Origin of the sequence: Spongiibacter sp. UBA1325, assembly GCF_002306875.1 — a bacterium.
Classification (GTDB): domain Bacteria; phylum Pseudomonadota; class Gammaproteobacteria; order Pseudomonadales; family Spongiibacteraceae; genus Spongiibacter; species Spongiibacter marinus.
The window spans coordinates 318,092-335,107 of the sequence record NZ_DBTD01000009.1; the positions used below are offsets into that span (position 1 = coordinate 318,092).

Sequence of the window (17,016 nt, forward strand, 5' to 3'; positions counted from 1 at the left end):
TTCCGCCACAAGGACGTCTCTATGGCTGACGCTACCCGCCACTCTCTATTATTACTACTGGTCGCTAGCAGCGCCGCCACCATGCCCAGCCATGCCCAGTTGTGGGATAACGAGGCACTTCCCGTTGTGCTTACACCAGCCCGCCTGAAACAAAGCCGCAGCGAGGTTCCCGCCAGTGTCAGTGTGATCGACCGTCAAATGATCATCGCATCGGGAATACGCCGTATCCCCGAATTATTCCGACTGATACCCGGCAAATCAGTCGGCGCACGCGACGGCTGGAACCACGTGGTCAGCTACCACGGCACAAATTATCGCGACTCGCGGCGCATGCAGGTGCTGGTAGATGGACGCAGCATCTACCAAGCGGGCCTGGCAACGGTAAACTGGAACGATATTCCCCTGGCAATTGAAGACATCGAACGTATCGAAGTCGTCCGGGGCCCCTCCACAGCAAGTTACGGCGCCAATGCGTTTTTGGGCGTCATCAATATTATTACCCGTCACCCCGACGATGCCGACAAACTCTACCTACAAGCCCGCAAGGGTGATAACCAGGTCGAGGACTACCTACTCACCCACGCCGGTAGCTTCGAGGGCGGCAAGTACCGATTGAGCCTACAAAGCCGTCGCGATGATGGTTTTGAAGTCAACCGCGACGGTGAAGACCGCCGCGACAGCGATAATAGCGACACACTCAACCTGCGCTATGAAAAGGCCCTCGACCAGGCCAATATCAGCTTGGCGATGGGCTACAAACAGGGGTGGATAAGCGACGACTTTGCCGATATCGATATCACCGCTCCCGATACTCGTCACCGCAACCATTTTGTTTCCGCCAAAATTAGTTGGGACTTAAGCAAAGACCACCATCAACACTTGCGCATTGACTACTCCGGTCAAAAGCAGCAAAAAGAATGGCAGGCGGTACTGCCGCCGGCGTTTATTGGTCAGCCCACCCATCCCTCACCACTGGTGCGCGTTGATGCCAACGAAAACAGCCGACAAACTCGCCAGGACATTGAATTTCAGGACACCATGGTGTGGTCACCAGACTTAAAAACAGTGGCTGGCATTCACATCAAGCACAACCGCGTTAGCTCCGAAACGTACTACAATGGAAACCGCCGAAGCGACAGCACCCAGCTGTTTGCCAATGCCGAATACCGAATCAGCGACCGTGTTACGGGCAATGTTGGTGCCTCGTGGGAACAGGACAGCAACGACAACAAAGACCATCTCTCACCCAGGGTTTCACTGCACTACCATCTGAACAATCACCACAGTTTTCGCGCCGTCTACTCCGAAGCGGTGCGCAGCCCCGACCTACTGGAAACCACGGCCGATTGGACCTATCGCGCTAAAAACATCACCCCCACGCACAATGGCCAAACCACCGGCGAGTACGTTGTTAAAGCTACGGGGAACCCAGATTTGCGCGCGGAGAAAATTTCCTCTCGCGAAATTGGCTACTACGCCAACTTTCAACACATCGGCTTACAGTGGGATATAAAACTGTTCCGCGACCACCTAAGCAACCTTGTATCAGACTCAACGGCACTGGATAAATTCTCCCCGGAGAACAGCAACCGCCTGCGCCAGCAAGGCATAGAAACCGAACTGGATTATCGCCCGTCGCCCAGCTGGCTTTTCCACGCCAGTTACGCCTACATCAACTCCGACACCACAACCCAAAATGAAGAGAGCTTCACCCCCAGCAATAATTTCAGCGCGCTGCTCAGTTATAAATTTTTAAGCAATACTCAACTTTCACTCAGCCGCTACTACAGTCAAAACACACGTCGCCGGGGGAAAAATACCTTTTCACGGTCAGATTTACGGCTGGCTCACACCCTGAATCTACGCGGCACCGAAGTGCAGTTAGCCTACGTGGCACGATATCAGCATGACGATAACAGCGAACTGTTATCGGATAACTTTTACCGTGAAGAACTGCGGCAGCTATTCACTCTGAGCCTGCGCTATTAGCCGTGATACATATCAACCTCGAGGAAGGAATCCTTGAAAACACTGCTTAAAGGACTTCAATACGCGCTATTACTGCTCCTGGCAGTAGCGGCGTATGGCAGTGATAAACCCCCTTTAAAGGTCGACCTAGTGCTCCCTGTGGATAACGCTTCCCTGCGGCAACTTGCCAGTGAAATTGCCAGCCCGAGCGACTACCAACTACAGGTCTACATCAACGAACTCCCAGACCCAGCACAGGCCGGAGATGTGCTGTTGCTTGTCTCCGACGGCCTGCTGCCAATGATCAACAGCACTCACTACCCGGCCAAACTGGCGCTGTATGCAAACAGTGTGCGCTTTAGCCCCTATCGCACCGAAAATGCCAGCGCCGTTTACTCAGACCAACCTATATCGCGACAAATAAAGTTGATTGACGCAATACTCAAGGGCAAGCCGGCGCGCATTGCCATGGCCTGGGAAAGCCCCAGTTACCATCAACAACTCCACCAGCTCACCGACCAATATCCTCAGTACCAATTTAATAGTGAGCAAATACCCGCCGACGGATCCGCCTCGCAGCGCAAGCTAAACCGCTTGATCCAGCGCAGCGATGTACTGCTGGCAACACCCGAGCAAAATCTCTACAACGCCGCCACCATCCGGGGCGTACTGCTGGCAACCTATCGCCACCAGAACTTTCTTATTGGCCCCAACGCCGGTTTCGTCAGCGCCGGCGCCCTGGCGTCTGTGGTATCAGCCCCCAGCGACTACGCCGCTGAAGCAAAGGCAATGATCAACCATTACCGGGATCACGGCCGTCTGCCCACGGCGCGCTATCCACAGCGCTACAGTATTACCATCAACCGCAACGTCGCCGATTCTCTGGGCCTGGTTATCGACGATGAGCAAAGCCTACTCAACACCTTGAGGGGGCAGTAAATGCGCGCGCGAAGAAGCCTCTTTCAACAGATTTTAATTGCCAGCCTGGCTCCGATGCTGGTGTTGTTTATTGCCCTGTTTTCCTACTCACTTGCCGCACGACTCAGCGATGCTCAACGCTATCAGATCGATCTGGGTGAACGCATTGCGGAAAACGTCGCGGCCCTGATTGAGCTGCCACTGATTAGCGGAAACGACCAACAACTCAATGACATTCTCAAGTCGGCGCTGCAGGGCGATATCATCGCCTTACGCGTGTATCGCTTTGGCGATAGCAAACCCATTAGCGTCAGCCGAAACACCGCTAACGGGCCCGGCAACACCATCAGTATCCTGCTGGAGCAGCGAAGCATCGCGCTAACCGACGCCATCACCGGTGAACAGCTGCCGCCCATCAACAATATTCTGGGGCGACTGGAGCTGGATATCTCCAATGCCGGACTCAACGCATTGCAGCGCAGCATAATCGCTGTGTCCATCAGTATTGCATTGCTGGCAATTCTTCTTGGCGCCGCCTTTGCCCTTCGCGTCAGCCGCCGGTTGTCGCAACCGCTCAGCGAAATCCAGCACGTCACGCAAGAGATCGCCAGCGGCAAGCACGGCAGCCGTATCCAGCACTTAGAGCGTGGTGAACTCGGCGAACTGCAGCGCCACATCAACGACATGGCCGACGCCATCGAAGCCCAGCAGCGCGAACTCAGCGACTATGTCGAAGAGTTAAAACTCGCCAAAGGCAAAGCAGAAGAGGCCAGCATGGCCAAGAGCTTGTTCCTGGCCACCATGACCCACGAACTCAGAACGCCCATGAATGGCGCACTGGGCATGCTACAGCTGTTGGCCAAGAGTGAACTGAATGAATCCCAACGCCACTATCTGGATATTGCCAAAAGCTCCAGCGAGCATTTACTCCACATCGTAAACGATATCCTCGACTACTCGCGCATCGAAAAAGGCGATATGGAGCTCGAAGAGCGCTTCTTCCCACCCCAGTCTCTGCTGGGTGAAATCCTTCAACCCATGAAGCTGGATGCGCAAAGTAAAGGCATCGTTTTCAATACTCAGATCGACCCCATTCTGCGCCGTATCGAAATACGTGGCGATGAGACCCGACTGCGACAGATCGTTATCAACCTCGCGGCCAACGCGGTCAAGTTCACCCATCAGGGCAAGGTCGATGTCAGTCTGGAGCAACAGCCTGTCGATGCAGAAACCCTGCAATTAACACTGCGCGTTAGCGACACCGGCATCGGCATTACCCCAGAACAACAAGCCCACATATTTGAGAGCTTCCACCAGGCCGATAACTCCACGGTTCGCCGCTATGGTGGCTCAGGGCTGGGTCTGGCCATCGTCAAGCGACTGAGCGAGCTGATGAAGGCCGACATCCAGCTGAGCAGCCAGCCCGGTGAGGGCTCCAGTTTCACCGTGGTGTGGCGTACGCGCTATCGCAAGCTGGCTGCACAAGCGCAGGAAAACACGGTGGATGACGAGCAGTGTTTCTCTGGGCTCACCGCAATGGTGGTTGAAGACAACCCGGTCAATCAGCTGTTGGTCGCTCGCAGCCTAGAAGGTTGGGGGGCAGACGTCATTACGGCTAACAATGGCGCCGAAGCGATTAGTCAACTGGAGCAACACCACGCCGATGTGATCTTAATGGATCTGCAAATGCCGATTATGGACGGATTTGAAGCAACGCTGCAGCTCCGCAGGCGCTTGCACCAACACATCCCTGTGATCGCCCTAACGGCTAACACTGATCCAGAAACCCAACGTCGCTGCTTAAATGCAGGTATGAACGCCTTCCTCTCCAAACCGGTATCGCTAGAGCAATTGCGCAATAGCATTGCTGAACAGCTGTCCTAAGCCCTTTTTTCTACTATTTATCCCAAGGATAAGATCGGGATAGCCGCGTCTGAGCCTGTGAAAAACCCGTCGATAAGGCGGCACTTACTCACAAGCCCCCGACGCGCGCCGATTTATCCACATTTCATCCCCAAACGGCTCACACCAAGATGACAGGATATCTGTGGATAAAAACGGTAGTTATACATCAAGAAAAATATTTAAATACAATGACTTAGATACCTTACTCACAGAAAAGCGGTTCCTTAACATCAGTATCAAGAATAAAAAAACATAAAACTATCAACATATATATTCATAAAATATTATTCTTTAAGCACAAAAAAAGAATTGATTAAAAATTCACCAATTCATTGCAGCGCACCCAGAACCCCGTATAATTTCGCCCCCAGTAAAATTACTCATTCAGGTGTTTTGTGGACTATCCGCAGCGATTCGATGTCATTGTTATCGGTGGTGGCCATGCCGGTACTGAAGCCGCCTTGGCCGCTGCCCGTATGGGTAGCCAAACCCTTTTGCTTACCCACAACATCGAGACGCTGGGGCAAATGTCCTGCAATCCCGCCATTGGTGGCATTGGTAAGAGCCACCTTGTCAAAGAAGTGGATGCACTCGGCGGCGCAATGGGCCTTGCAACAGATCGCGGTGGCATCCAATTTCGAGTGCTTAACGCCCGCAAAGGGCCCGCGGTGCGGGCAACTCGCGCACAAGCTGACCGCGTGCTCTACAAAGCCGCCGTGCGAGAAATTCTGGAAAACCAAGCAAACCTCGCCATTTTTCAGCAGGCCGTAGACGACCTGATCGTCGAAGGCGACTGTGTTCGCGGCGTCGTGACAAATATCGGCCTGAAATTCTATGCCAGCAGCGTTGTCCTGACGGCGGGCACCTTCCTCGGCGGAAAAATCCACATCGGTCTGGATAACCACAGCGGTGGTCGCGCCGGCGACCAACCCTCCATTGCACTTGCGCACCGCCTTCGCGAACTGCCTTTCCGGGTAGATCGCCTTAAAACCGGCACGCCGCCACGCATTGACGCAAAAACCGTCAACTTTGCTGGCCTGGAGCAACAGTGGGGCGATGAACCCCGTCCGGTAATGTCGTACCTGGGTGACCGAAGCATGCACCCCGAGCAAGTCTGCTGCTGGATTACCCACACCAACGAGCACAGCCATGAGATTATTCGCAGTGGTTTAGACCGCTCGCCCATGTACACCGGCGTAATCGAGGGAATCGGCCCCCGCTACTGCCCGTCGATCGAAGACAAAGTCCATCGCTTTGCCGATAAAAACTCTCACCAGGTGTTCATTGAGCCCGAGGGCCTGAAAACACACGAGCTTTACCCCAATGGCATTTCCACCAGCCTGCCGTTTGATATTCAGTTGGCGCTGGTTCGCTCGATCAAGGGCTTTGAAAACGCCAATATGACGCGCCCCGGCTACGCCATTGAGTACGACTTCTTCGAGCCGCGTGACCTGAAGAATTCGCTGGAAACCAAATTCATTGCCGGTTTGTTTTTTGCGGGTCAGATCAACGGCACCACCGGTTACGAAGAAGCCGCTGCCCAGGGCTTATTGGCCGGTGCCAACGCTGCCTTGCTGGCGCAGGGCAAAGAGTCGTGGTGTCCGCGTCGCGACGAAGCCTACATCGGTGTGCTGGTTGACGACCTGATTACCATGGGCACCAAAGAGCCCTACCGCATGTTTACCTCGCGTGCGGAATATCGCCTGCTGCTGCGCGAAGACAATGCCGACCAGCGGCTCACCGAAAAGGGCCGTGAACTGGGCTTGGTCGACGATGCGCGCTGGGCCGCGTTCTGCGAAAAGCGCGAAGCCATCGAGCGCCAGCGCCAGCGTATGGCCAGCACGTGGATTCAACCGAATACCCCTCAAGCCGAGCAATTGGCGGCCAAGTTCAGCAAACCGATCAGTCACGAATACAATCTGCTCGACCTGCTAAAACGCCCGGAGCTGGGCTATGCCGATTTGGCGGACATGGTGCAAGATGGCGAAGCCGTGGTGGACGATGTCGCCGAGCAGATTGAGATTGGCGTGAAATACGCGGGCTACATCGAGCGCCAAAAAGACGAAATCGAGCGCCTGCGTCGCCATGAAGAAACCCCGTTGCCGCTGGACTTTGACTACAGCGTGATCGAAGGTCTGAGCAACGAGATCAAGCAAAAACTGGGCGACGCGCGACCGCAAACCCTCGCCCAAGCCTCGCGGATTCCCGGCGTGACCCCGGCCGCGGTATCGCTGTTGCTGATTACGCTGAAAAAGCGCGGTCTGCTGGAAAGGAAGTCCGCCTGAGGTGAATGACGAACGCCAATTTCTAACGCGGGGTGTCCAAAAGCTCGGGCTCTCGCTTACCGACGCCAATATCGACGCACTGCTCAACTACCTCGCCTTGTTGGTGAAGTGGAACCGCGCCTACAACCTCACGGCGGTGCGCGATCCGATGCAAATGGTCAGCCGGCACCTGCTGGATAGTCTGAGTGTTGCCGACCTGGTCGACGGTCAGCGTATTCTCGATGTGGGCACCGGCCCCGGGCTGCCGGGCATTCCGCTGGCAATACTGTTCCCCGAGCGCCAGGTTGAACTGCTCGACAGCAACGGCAAGAAAACGCGGTTTTTGATCGAGGCCAAATTACAACTCGGCCTCGACAATGTGCAGGTGCACTGTTGCCGTGTAGAATCCCTGCGCGACGAACAGGGATTTGACGGCATTACCTCACGGGCGTTTGCCTCGCTGGCCGACATGGCTCGCGGTTGTGAGCACTTACTCGCCCCGCAGGGAAAACTCTATGCCATGAAGGGCCAATACCCCGAGCAAGAGTTGAGTCAGCTGCCAAAACACTTTATCGTCGAAGCCTGTCATACTCTTTCCGTTCCCGGTGTCGACGAGGCACGCCACTTGATGGTGATCGCTTCCCAGCACAGCGGTGAACATTCTGCGAGCGATCAATAGGGACCGGGCCGTGGCCACCATATTCGCGATCACCAACCAGAAAGGCGGCGTGGGGAAAACCACCACCAGTGTTAACCTGGCTGCTTCTCTGGCGGCGACAAAACGTCGCGTGCTGCTTATCGACCTCGACCCGCAAGGCAATGCCACCATGGGTTGCGGGGTGGATAAAAACGCGGCGGAACACACGGTGTACGACGTGTTGGTCGCCCAGCGCGCCATAGCAGATACCCGCACCGTGGCACCCGAGAGCGGTTTTGATGTACTGCCCGCCAACCAGGATCTCACTGCGGCAGAGGTAGAGCTGATCAATGAGATCGGTCGCGAATTCCGCTTGCGTGAAGCGCTTGGCGATATCGCTGACGACTACGACTACGTGCTGATCGACTGCCCGCCGTCGCTGAATATGCTTACCGTTAACGCACTGGCGGCCGCCGACGGCGTGATCATTCCCATGCAGTGTGAATACTATGCCCTGGAGGGCTTGAGTGCGCTGCTCAATACCATCAGCCGGGTGACTCAGCTGATAAACCCGCAGCTGCGTATCGAGGGAATACTTCGCACCATGTTCGACGGCCGCAACAGCCTGACCAACCAGGTTACCGACGAACTGCGCCACCACTTTGGCGATAAACTCTACAGCACCGTCATCCCGCGCAATGTGCGCCTCGCCGAGGCGCCCAGCCACGGCCTGCCGGTGCTGTACTACGACAAACAATCCAAAGGGGCTCTGGCCTACCTGGCCTTGGCCGGGGAAATTTTGCGTCGCGCAACATCCACTGAAGCGCCTGCCAAGGGCGGCCAGAACGAACAACAGGTTGAACACATCAATGGCTAAGAAACGAGGTTTAGGACGAGGCCTGGACGCCCTGCTTGGCGCCTCCGCAGAACCGGTAGCGATCGCCGATACCGCGACAAGCGTGGAGCAAGCCAGCGAGACAACCTCTGCGGCAGTGAGCGACGCCGCCGTGGATGGCGAATTGAAAAACCTGCCCATCGAATACCTGCAGCGCGGCAAATACCAACCGCGCCGCGAAATGCCTGCCGAAGGCCTGGAAGAACTGGCCGAGTCCATCCGCTCCCAGGGCATTATGCAACCGATTGTTGTGCGGCCCGTCGCCGACAACCGCTATGAAATTATCGCCGGTGAGCGCCGTTGGCGCGCCAGCCAATTGGCCGGTTTAGAGTCCGTACCTGCGCTGATTCGCGAAGTGCCCGACGAAGCCGCGGCGGCGATGGCACTCATCGAAAACCTGCAGCGTGAAGACCTCAACCCCATGGAAGAGGCCTTGGCACTGGTTCGCCTGCAACAAGAATTTGAACTCACCCACGCCGAAATTGCCGGTTTAGTGGGCAAATCGCGCACCACCATCACCAACCTGCTGCGCCTTACCGGGCTGCGCGACGATGTGCAAACCCTGCTGGAAAATGGCGATATTGAAATGGGCCACGGTCGCGCCCTGCTAGGCCTGCCCGCCGAGCAGCAGAGCAGCGCCGCTGCTACCGTTGTCAGCCGCGGTTTGTCGGTGCGCCAGACCGAAGCCCTGGTGCGACGCTTGGTTGACGAGGCCAAAAGCCCCGCCAAATCCAGCCCGCGCATCGACCCCGACATCAAACAATTACAAGACAGTCTGTCCGAAAAACTCGGCTCCCCTGTGCAAATTCAGCACGGCGCCAAAGGCCGCGGAAAACTCACCATAAAATACAGCAGCCTGGACGAATTGGACGGAATTCTCAGCCATATGAAATAGCTTATTTGGTGGCAACAATGTAGCGGTGCTACCCCATCTGGTAGCCAGGTAAAATAACCCCGCGAATTGTGCTGCTAAATTCCTGATATTGTTAACGAATTGCGAATTGTGCTTATTGCAGACTTTGGTCGCATAAATGGTAAATCGGTTGATCCTTAGCCAATGACCACCTATAATTCGCCCCGCTTTTTGGACAAGCGAAAAATGCGTTGCAGCGGCAGGTAAACAGGGCAATGACAGCAACACAGCGGCAGCAGAAAACTGCGCTAGCCACCGTCAAACCCCCACTGCTAAAAATTTATGGCCTGCAATGCATCGTGCTGCTTGTCGCAAGCGGGTTTACATATTCAATTAACGGGGTGGTAGCAAAATCCCTGTTAATCGGTGGGCTGATTTCCGTTTTACCCAATGCCTATTTTGCGCGCCAGGTTTTTAAGTACGCCGGCGCGGCATACGCGCGCGAGGTAAATCAATCATTCTACCGGGCAGAAGCGGGCAAATTTATTGCGACGGTTGGGCTGTTTGCCGCCACGTTCGCAATGGTCAGACCCCTCTCTGCCGTCGCCGTATTTTCGGCATACCTGGTGGGTATGCTTTTAAACACCTTGCTGGTGGCCGTGTTGAGAAACCCCGGCGCAAGGTAAAAAACAGTTTCTAAGTTTTGCAATGAGAGTGACATATGGCAGCTGAATCGCAGTCGACTGTTGGATATATCCAGCACCATTTAACCAATCTCACCTATGGCAAGCTTCCCGCTGGCTACGAGCGCCTTGATAGCGAAGGCCACGTGCACGAAGTGCTGGCGGCAGACACTTGGACGCTGGCACACAGCGGCCAGGAAGCGGCAGACATGGGTTTCATGGCTATCCACGTTGACTCCATGTTGTGGTCAATTGGTCTGGGCTTTTTGTTCCTGTTGTTTTTTGCCCGCATCGCCAAGCGCGCTCACAGTGGCATTCCCCGCGGCGCACAAAATGCCGTCGAAATGGTTATCGGCTTTATCGACCAAACAGTTAAAGACGGTTTCCACCACAAAAACGCCATGATCGCGCCAATGGCACTGACTATTTTCATGTGGATCTTCCTGATGAACGCGATGGACCTTGTGCCCGTCGACTGGATTCCACAGCTTGCTGCATTGATCAGCGGCGACCCGCACTTCTACTTCAAAGTGGTTCCCACGACTGACCCCAACATCACCTTGGGCATGGGCTTCACCATTTTCGGCCTGATGGTTTACTTCACCATCGCTAAAAAAGGCTTTATGGGCTTTGTAAAAGAACTCACTCTGCACCCGTTCCACCACCCCAAGTGGTACGTGAACGTGTTCCTGGTGCCGATCAACTTCGCGCTTGAGGCGATCTCGTGGATCTCCAAGCCGATCTCACTCGGTCTGCGACTGTTCGGTAACATGTACGCCGGTGAGATGATTTTCATTCTGATCGCCACAATGTTCGGCGCCGGACTGATTCTGGGACTCTTTGCAGGTGTGTTGCAGTGGGCGTGGGCAGTTTTCCACATCCTTGTTATTACACTGCAGGCCTTCGTCTTCATGGTACTGACCATTGTCTACATGGCAACGGCGCACCAAATCGAAGAAGAAGACCAGTTCCACTAAGGTATTTGCTTTAACTAACTAAACTTTTCTTAACTTAAAATGTAGGAGAACTACCATGGGTTTGGCTCTGATTGCTGTTTCACTGATGATCGGTTTTGGCGCACTGGGTACTGCGATTGGTTTCGCACTGCTGGGCGGTAAACTGCTGGAAGGCTCTGCTCGTCAGCCTGAACTGGCGCCAATGCTGCAAGGTAAAATGTTCCTGATCGCTGGTCTGCTCGACGCCGTTCCCATGATCGGTGTTGGTATCGCTATGTACGTTCTGTTCGTTGTTGTTCCCGGCCTGCCCGCTTAATTGCACGCATACGGAATACGACACGTTCAGCAACTTGATATAGCAGAGGTATCGGCGTGAATATTAATCTCACACTGATTGGACAATCGATCACCTTCCTGTTCTTCGTATGGTTCTGCCACGCATTTGTGTGGGGATACATTCGCAAGGCAATGGAAGAGCGTGAAAAGCAGATTGCTGACGGTCTTGATGCCGCAGACCGCGCGGGTCGCGATCTTGAGCTTGCTCAGGAAAAAGCTGCCAAGCAGCTTCGCGAAGCCAAAGCGGAAGCGGCTTCCATCATTGATGCTGCCAACAAGCGCGCCAATCAAATTATTGATGAAGCGAAAGAGTCTGCACGTACTGAAGGCGATCGCCTGAAAGCAGCAGCCCAAGCCGAAGTAGAGCAGGAAATGAACCGTGCGAAAGAAGCACTGCGTTCACAGGTGGCGAAACTGGCATTGGCAGGTGCTGAAAAAGTACTGGAAGCGTCTATCGATGAGTCTGTTCATAAAGACATGGTCGACAAGCTGGCCGCAGGCCTGTAAGCGAGGTTGACATGGCTGAATTGAGCACAATGGCTAGACCCTACGCCAAGGCGGCTTTCGAGCACGCCCTGGCTTCTTCGGCATTAGGTGAGTGGTCACAAATGCTGGCAACGGCAGCCGCTGTCGCCAGCCAGGAAGCGGTAGCCAAGCTGCTGTCTTCTCCGGCCATCACCAGCGAGCAGCAAGCGCAGAAATTTATCGACGTCTGCGGCGATGCACTCAATGCCGGCGGTGAAAATTTCATCAGGATTCTCGCAGAAAACAAGCGCTTGGCATTACTGCCGTTAATCAGCGAATTGTTTGACGCGCACAAAGCCGTCCAGGAGAAATCCGTGGACGTCGAGCTGACGACAGCCTTCGCGCTGGACTCAGAATCCGAGCAACGTCTTGCCGAAGTTTTGAGCAAAAAACTGCAACGCCAGGTGAAGGTAAGCAGCCACGAAGATCGCAGCCTGTTGGGCGGCGTTGTGGTTCGCACCGGCGACCTGGTTATAGATGGCTCGGTGCGCGGTCGCTTAGCGAAACTCGCTGAAGCAGTAAATTCCTGAGCGTTTAAGAGAATAGGATTGAGGAACAGAGCATGCAGCAACTGAACCCCTCCGAGATTAGCGATATTATCAAGCAGCGCATCGAAAAATTAGATGTGACCGCTGAAGCCCAAAACGAGGGCACTATCGTCTCGGTATCAGACGGTATCGTACGTATCCACGGCCTGACCGATGTGATGTACGGTGAAATGATCGAATTCGAAGGTGGCCATTTCGGTATGGCACTTAACCTCGAGCGCGATTCAGTCGGCGCGGTAGTCCTGGGTGACTACTTTGACATCGCCGAAGGCCAAACTTGTAAATGTACCGGCCGTATCCTGGAAGTACCCGTAGGCCCCGAACTTCAGGGTCGCGTTATCGACGCACTGGGTAACCCCATCGACGGTAAAGGTCCCATCGACGCCAAACTCACCGACGCAGTTGAAAAAGTTGCTCCCGGTGTAATCTGGCGTAAGTCGGTTGACCAGCCCGTGCAAATCGGTCTGAAAGCCGTTGACTCCATGGTACCCATCGGCCGTGGCCAGCGTGAGCTGATCATCGGTGACCGCCAGATCGGTAAAACAGCTATCGCTGTTGACGCCATCATCAACCAGAAAGACTCAGGCATTAAGTGTGTCTACGTCGCTGTTGGCCAGAAGGCCTCTTCTATTGCCGCCGTTGTGCGCAAACTGGAAGAACACGGCGCAATGGACCACACCGTTGTCGTAGCCGCGACCGCGTCTGATCCTGCTTCTATGCAGTTCATCGCACCGTTCACCGGCTGTACTATCGGCGAATACTACCGCGACCGCGGTGAAGACGCGCTGATCATCTACGATGACCTGACCAAGCAAGCCTGGGCTTACCGCCAAATCTCGCTGCTGCTGCGTCGTCCGCCAGGCCGTGAAGCCTACCCCGGTGACGTATTCTACCTCCACTCGCGTCTGTTGGAGCGTGCTGCACGAGTTTCTGAAGAGTACGTAGAAAAATTCACCAACGGTGAAGTAAAAGGCAAAACCGGTTCATTGACCGCACTGCCTGTTATCGAAACCCAGGCTGGTGACGTTTCTGCCTTCGTACCGACCAACGTAATCTCGATCACCGACGGTCAGATCTTCCTCGAAACCGACATGTTCAACGCCGGTATTCGTCCGTCAATGAACGCCGGTATCTCGGTATCGCGTGTTGGTGGTGCAGCGCAGACAAAAGTAATCAAGAAACTGTCCGGTGGTATTCGTACCGCACTGGCTCAGTACCGCGAACTGGCGGCCTTCTCCCAGTTTGCTTCTGACCTCGACGACGCAACCAAAGCTCAGCTTGAGCAAGGTGAGCGCGTAACCGAGCTGATGAAGCAGAAGCAATACAGCCCAATGAGCATTGCCGACATGGCTCTGTCACTGTACTGCGCGAACGAAGGTCACCTGAAAGACGTTGATGTTAGCAAGGTACTGGACTTCGAAGCGGCGATCCTGGCTTACGCACACGCTGAATACGGCGACGTGATGAAGCAGATCAACGACACCGGCAGCTGGAATGACGAGCTGGAAGGCAAGTTCAAAGAACTGGTCGAAAAGTTCAAGTCAACACAGACTTGGTAAGACGGATAAAGCGCTCTCCCGGGAGCGCTTTACTGCTTGAGGATTTTTAATCATGGCAGGTGCAAAAGAAATACGCACCCAGATCTCCAGCATCAAGAGCACGCAAAAAATCACTAGCGCCATGGAAATGGTTGCGGCGAGTAAAATGCGTAAAGCTCAAGATCGCATGGAAGTGGGTAAGCCCTACGCGCAGCGTATGCGCGCAGTGGTTGGGCATATCGCCAATGCAAATCCGGAATACCGTCATCAATATATGGAAGAGCGCGACGTTAAGCGCGTTGGCTTTGTTATCGTTTCTACAGACCGCGGTCTGTGTGGCGGCCTGAACACCAACCTGTTCAAGCAAGCTATTAAAGAAATGCAAAGCTGGTCCAACAAAAACGTCGACGTTGATCTTTGCCTGATTGGTGGCAAAGCAGCGGGCTTCTTCAACAGCTTTGGCGGCAACATTGTTGCATCAGTGCGCGACATGGGCGAAGCGCCCAGCGTTAGCGACCTGATCGGCTCTGTTAAAACCATGCTGGACGCCTATAGCGAAGGCCGGATTGATCGTCTTTACCTGGTGGGCAATGAGTTTATCAACACCATGACTCAAACGCCGTTTGTTCGCCAACTGCTGCCACTGGAAGCAGAACAAGACGACAGCTTGAAACATCACTGGGACTACATTTACGAGCCCACTCCAGAAGAACTGCTGGAAGGTCTGCTGACTCGCTACGTTGAGTCACAGGTATACCAAACAGTGGTTGAAAACGGAGCATGTGAACAAGCTGCCCGGATGATCGCGATGAAGAGCGCTACCGACAACGCTGGCGAAATCATCGACGGTCTGCAACTGGTATACAACAAAGCCCGTCAGGCAGCCATTACGCAAGAGCTGTCAGAGATTGTTGGCGGTGCTGCAGCGGTATCGTCATAACACGATACCGGCAACGGATTTTGAAATTTTTAAGGTTTTTAAGAGGAACCTAACATGAGTAGCGGACGTATCGTACAAGTCATCGGCGCCGTTATCGACGTGGAGTTTCCGCGCGATTCTGTGCCACAGGTTTATGATGCACTGAAAGTGACTGACAGCGGCCTGACGCTGGAAGTACAACAGCAATTGGGTGATGGCGTGGTTCGCGCGATCGCGTTGGGTTCTTCCGAAGGCCTGCGTCGCGGACTGGATGTCGACAACACCAAAGAAAAAATCAAAGTACCCGTGGGCACCGAAACACTCGGTCGAATCATGGACGTACTGGGTAACCCCATCGACGAATGTGGTCCCATCGGTGAAAAAGAGCGCATGGAAATCCACCGCGCTGCACCGAAGTACGAAGAGCTTGCAGCGTCTTCTGACCTGCTGGAAACCGGCATCAAGGTTATCGACCTGGTTTGCCCGTTTGCCAAGGGTGGTAAAGTTGGTCTGTTCGGTGGTGCCGGTGTTGGTAAAACCGTAAACATGATGGAACTGATCAACAACATCGCAACCGAGCACAGCGGTCTGTCTGTATTCGCAGGTGTTGGTGAGCGTACTCGTGAGGGTAACGACTTCTACCACGAAATGCAGGAAGCCGGCGTTGTAAACGTTGAAGAATTCGCGAAATCTAAAGTAGCGATGGTATACGGCCAGATGAATGAGCCACCGGGCAACCGCCTGCGTGTAGCACTGACTGGTCTGACCATGGCTGAAAAATTCCGTGACGAAGGTCGTGACGTACTGTTGTTCGTCGACAACATCTACCGTTACACACTGGCTGGTACCGAAGTATCAGCACTGCTGGGTCGTATGCCTTCAGCGGTAGGTTACCAGCCCACACTGGCGGAAGAGATGGGTGTTCTTCAGGAACGTATCACCTCAACCAAAACCGGTTCTATCACTTCTATCCAGGCGGTATACGTACCGGCGGATGACTTGACTGACCCCTCGCCAGCAACCACCTTTGCTCACTTGGATTCAACGGTAGTACTTAGCCGTGACATCGCAGCAAAAGGTATCTACCCAGCGGTAGACCCACTGGATTCTACTTCACGTCAGCTCGACCCACTGCTGGTTGGTCAAGAGCACTACGAAGTAGCCCGCGGCGTACAGACTGTACTTCAGCGCTACAAAGAGCTGAAAGACATCATCGCCATCCTGGGTATGGACGAGCTGTCTGAAGAAGACAAAATGACTGTAGAGCGCGCACGTAAAATCGAGCGCTTCCTGTCACAGCCTTTCCACGTTGCCGAAATCTTCACCGGCAGCCCCGGTAAGTACGTGTCTCTGAAAGACACCATCGCCAGCTTCAAAGGCATTCTGAACGGTGACTACGATCACCTGCCAGAGCAGGCTTTCTACATGGTTGGTACCATCGAAGAAGCAATCGAGAAAGCGTCGAAACTGTAAGTCCGCGCAAGCGGGCTTCACGCCTAAGAGGCTGAAGATATGGCTATGACAATACATTGCGACATCGTAAGTGCCGAAGAAGAAATCTTCTCCGGCCGCGCCAAGCTGATCGTTGCCAATGGCATTCAGGGTGACCTGGGTGTGACCTACGGTCACGCCCCGCTGTTAACCTCGCTCGAGCCCGGCCCCGTACGCCTCGTACTGGACAACGGCGAAGAGCAGGTTTACTACGTCTCCGGTGGCTACCTCGAAGTCCAGCCCAATGTTGTGAGCATTCTTGCCGACACAGCATTGCGTGCCGACGACCTCGACGAAGCCGCAGCCCTGGAAGCACAAAAGCAAGCTCAGCAAGCCATGCTGAACCAAAGCGCCGACGTAGACTACTCGCGCGCCGCGGCTCAACTGGCAGCAGCCACTGCACAGCTGCGTACCCTGCAGCAAATTCGCAAGGCGATGGGCAAGTAATTCCCACCGGGAATTGCAGAAAAAGGCGGCTTAGGCCGCCTTTTTTTATGCCTGGAAAAAAGCCCTACCAACTCAATAATTCCCTTCCTTTCAAACAACATGTCCGCATCAATGTAGGAGTGCTTTAGCGCTG

The 17,016-nt window shown here is 54.4% G+C and carries 16 protein-coding genes; all 16 read left to right on the forward strand.

Annotated elements, in window-relative coordinates; translation table 11 throughout:
• Positions 1-21 precede the first annotated feature (21 nt).
• The 16 genes from B3K78_RS10010 to B3K78_RS10085 all read left to right on the forward strand — a co-directional run bounded on the left by B3K78_RS10010 (position 22) and on the right by B3K78_RS10085 (position 16,883).
• A complete protein-coding gene (locus B3K78_RS10010) occupies positions 22-1,989 on the forward strand; it encodes a TonB-dependent receptor plug domain-containing protein (protein WP_286695324.1) in 1,968 nt (655 codons plus the stop codon).
• 33 nt (positions 1,990-2,022) lie between these two features.
• Complete coding sequence (locus B3K78_RS10015) at positions 2,023-2,907, forward strand: type 1 periplasmic-binding domain-containing protein (RefSeq protein ID WP_286695325.1); 885 nt, start codon at positions 2,023-2,025, stop codon at positions 2,905-2,907.
• Complete coding sequence (locus tag B3K78_RS10020) at positions 2,908-4,770, forward strand: ATP-binding protein (RefSeq protein WP_286695326.1); 1,863 nt, start codon at positions 2,908-2,910, stop codon at positions 4,768-4,770. It abuts the gene before it with no gap.
• A gap of 416 nt (positions 4,771-5,186) precedes the next feature.
• A complete protein-coding gene (gene mnmG, locus B3K78_RS10025; protein ID WP_286695327.1) occupies positions 5,187-7,076 on the forward strand; it encodes a tRNA uridine-5-carboxymethylaminomethyl(34) synthesis enzyme MnmG in 1,890 nt (629 codons plus the stop codon).
• 1 nt (position 7,077) lies between these two features.
• A complete protein-coding gene (gene rsmG, locus B3K78_RS10030) occupies positions 7,078-7,734 on the forward strand; it encodes a 16S rRNA (guanine(527)-N(7))-methyltransferase RsmG (RefSeq protein ID WP_286695328.1) in 657 nt (218 codons plus the stop codon).
• Positions 7,735-7,744: 10 nt separating this feature from the next.
• Complete coding sequence (locus tag B3K78_RS10035) at positions 7,745-8,569, forward strand: ParA family protein (RefSeq protein WP_204994930.1); 825 nt, start codon at positions 7,745-7,747, stop codon at positions 8,567-8,569.
• Complete coding sequence (locus tag B3K78_RS10040; protein ID WP_286695329.1) at positions 8,562-9,482, forward strand: ParB/RepB/Spo0J family partition protein; 921 nt, start codon at positions 8,562-8,564, stop codon at positions 9,480-9,482. The genes B3K78_RS10035 and B3K78_RS10040 overlap by 8 nt, the downstream gene beginning before the upstream one ends.
• 233 nt (positions 9,483-9,715) lie before the next feature.
• On the forward strand, positions 9,716-10,126 hold the full coding sequence (locus tag B3K78_RS10045) for an ATP synthase subunit I (RefSeq protein ID WP_204994932.1): 411 nt from the start codon (positions 9,716-9,718) through the stop codon (positions 10,124-10,126).
• 35 nt (positions 10,127-10,161) lie between these two features.
• On the forward strand, positions 10,162-11,100 hold the full coding sequence (atpB, locus tag B3K78_RS10050) for a F0F1 ATP synthase subunit A (protein WP_204994933.1): 939 nt from the start codon (positions 10,162-10,164) through the stop codon (positions 11,098-11,100).
• Between the two features lie 55 nt (positions 11,101-11,155).
• Entirely contained in the window at positions 11,156-11,395 is a 240-nt protein-coding gene (gene atpE, locus B3K78_RS10055; protein ID WP_022958922.1) for a F0F1 ATP synthase subunit C, read from the forward strand.
• A gap of 56 nt (positions 11,396-11,451) precedes the next feature.
• Entirely contained in the window at positions 11,452-11,922 is a 471-nt protein-coding gene (locus B3K78_RS10060; RefSeq protein WP_027873453.1) for a F0F1 ATP synthase subunit B, read from the forward strand.
• Between the two features lie 11 nt (positions 11,923-11,933).
• Positions 11,934-12,470, forward strand: a complete 537-nt coding sequence (locus B3K78_RS10065; RefSeq protein ID WP_286695330.1) for a F0F1 ATP synthase subunit delta — start codon at positions 11,934-11,936, stop codon at positions 12,468-12,470.
• A 32-nt stretch (positions 12,471-12,502) separates the two neighbouring features.
• Positions 12,503-14,047: a F0F1 ATP synthase subunit alpha gene (atpA, locus tag B3K78_RS10070; protein ID WP_286695331.1), complete on the forward strand. Its 1,545-nt coding sequence runs from the start codon at positions 12,503-12,505 to the stop codon at positions 14,045-14,047.
• A gap of 52 nt (positions 14,048-14,099) precedes the next feature.
• Positions 14,100-14,966, forward strand: a complete 867-nt coding sequence (atpG, locus tag B3K78_RS10075) for a F0F1 ATP synthase subunit gamma (RefSeq protein ID WP_027873456.1) — start codon at positions 14,100-14,102, stop codon at positions 14,964-14,966.
• A 54-nt stretch (positions 14,967-15,020) separates the two neighbouring features.
• Positions 15,021-16,418, forward strand: coding sequence for a F0F1 ATP synthase subunit beta (gene atpD, locus B3K78_RS10080; RefSeq protein ID WP_027873457.1), 1,398 nt, complete (start codon positions 15,021-15,023; stop codon positions 16,416-16,418).
• Positions 16,419-16,457: 39 nt separating this feature from the next.
• Positions 16,458-16,883: a F0F1 ATP synthase subunit epsilon gene (locus B3K78_RS10085; RefSeq protein WP_204994937.1), complete on the forward strand. Its 426-nt coding sequence runs from the start codon at positions 16,458-16,460 to the stop codon at positions 16,881-16,883.
• Positions 16,884-17,016: the final 133 nt, after the last annotated feature.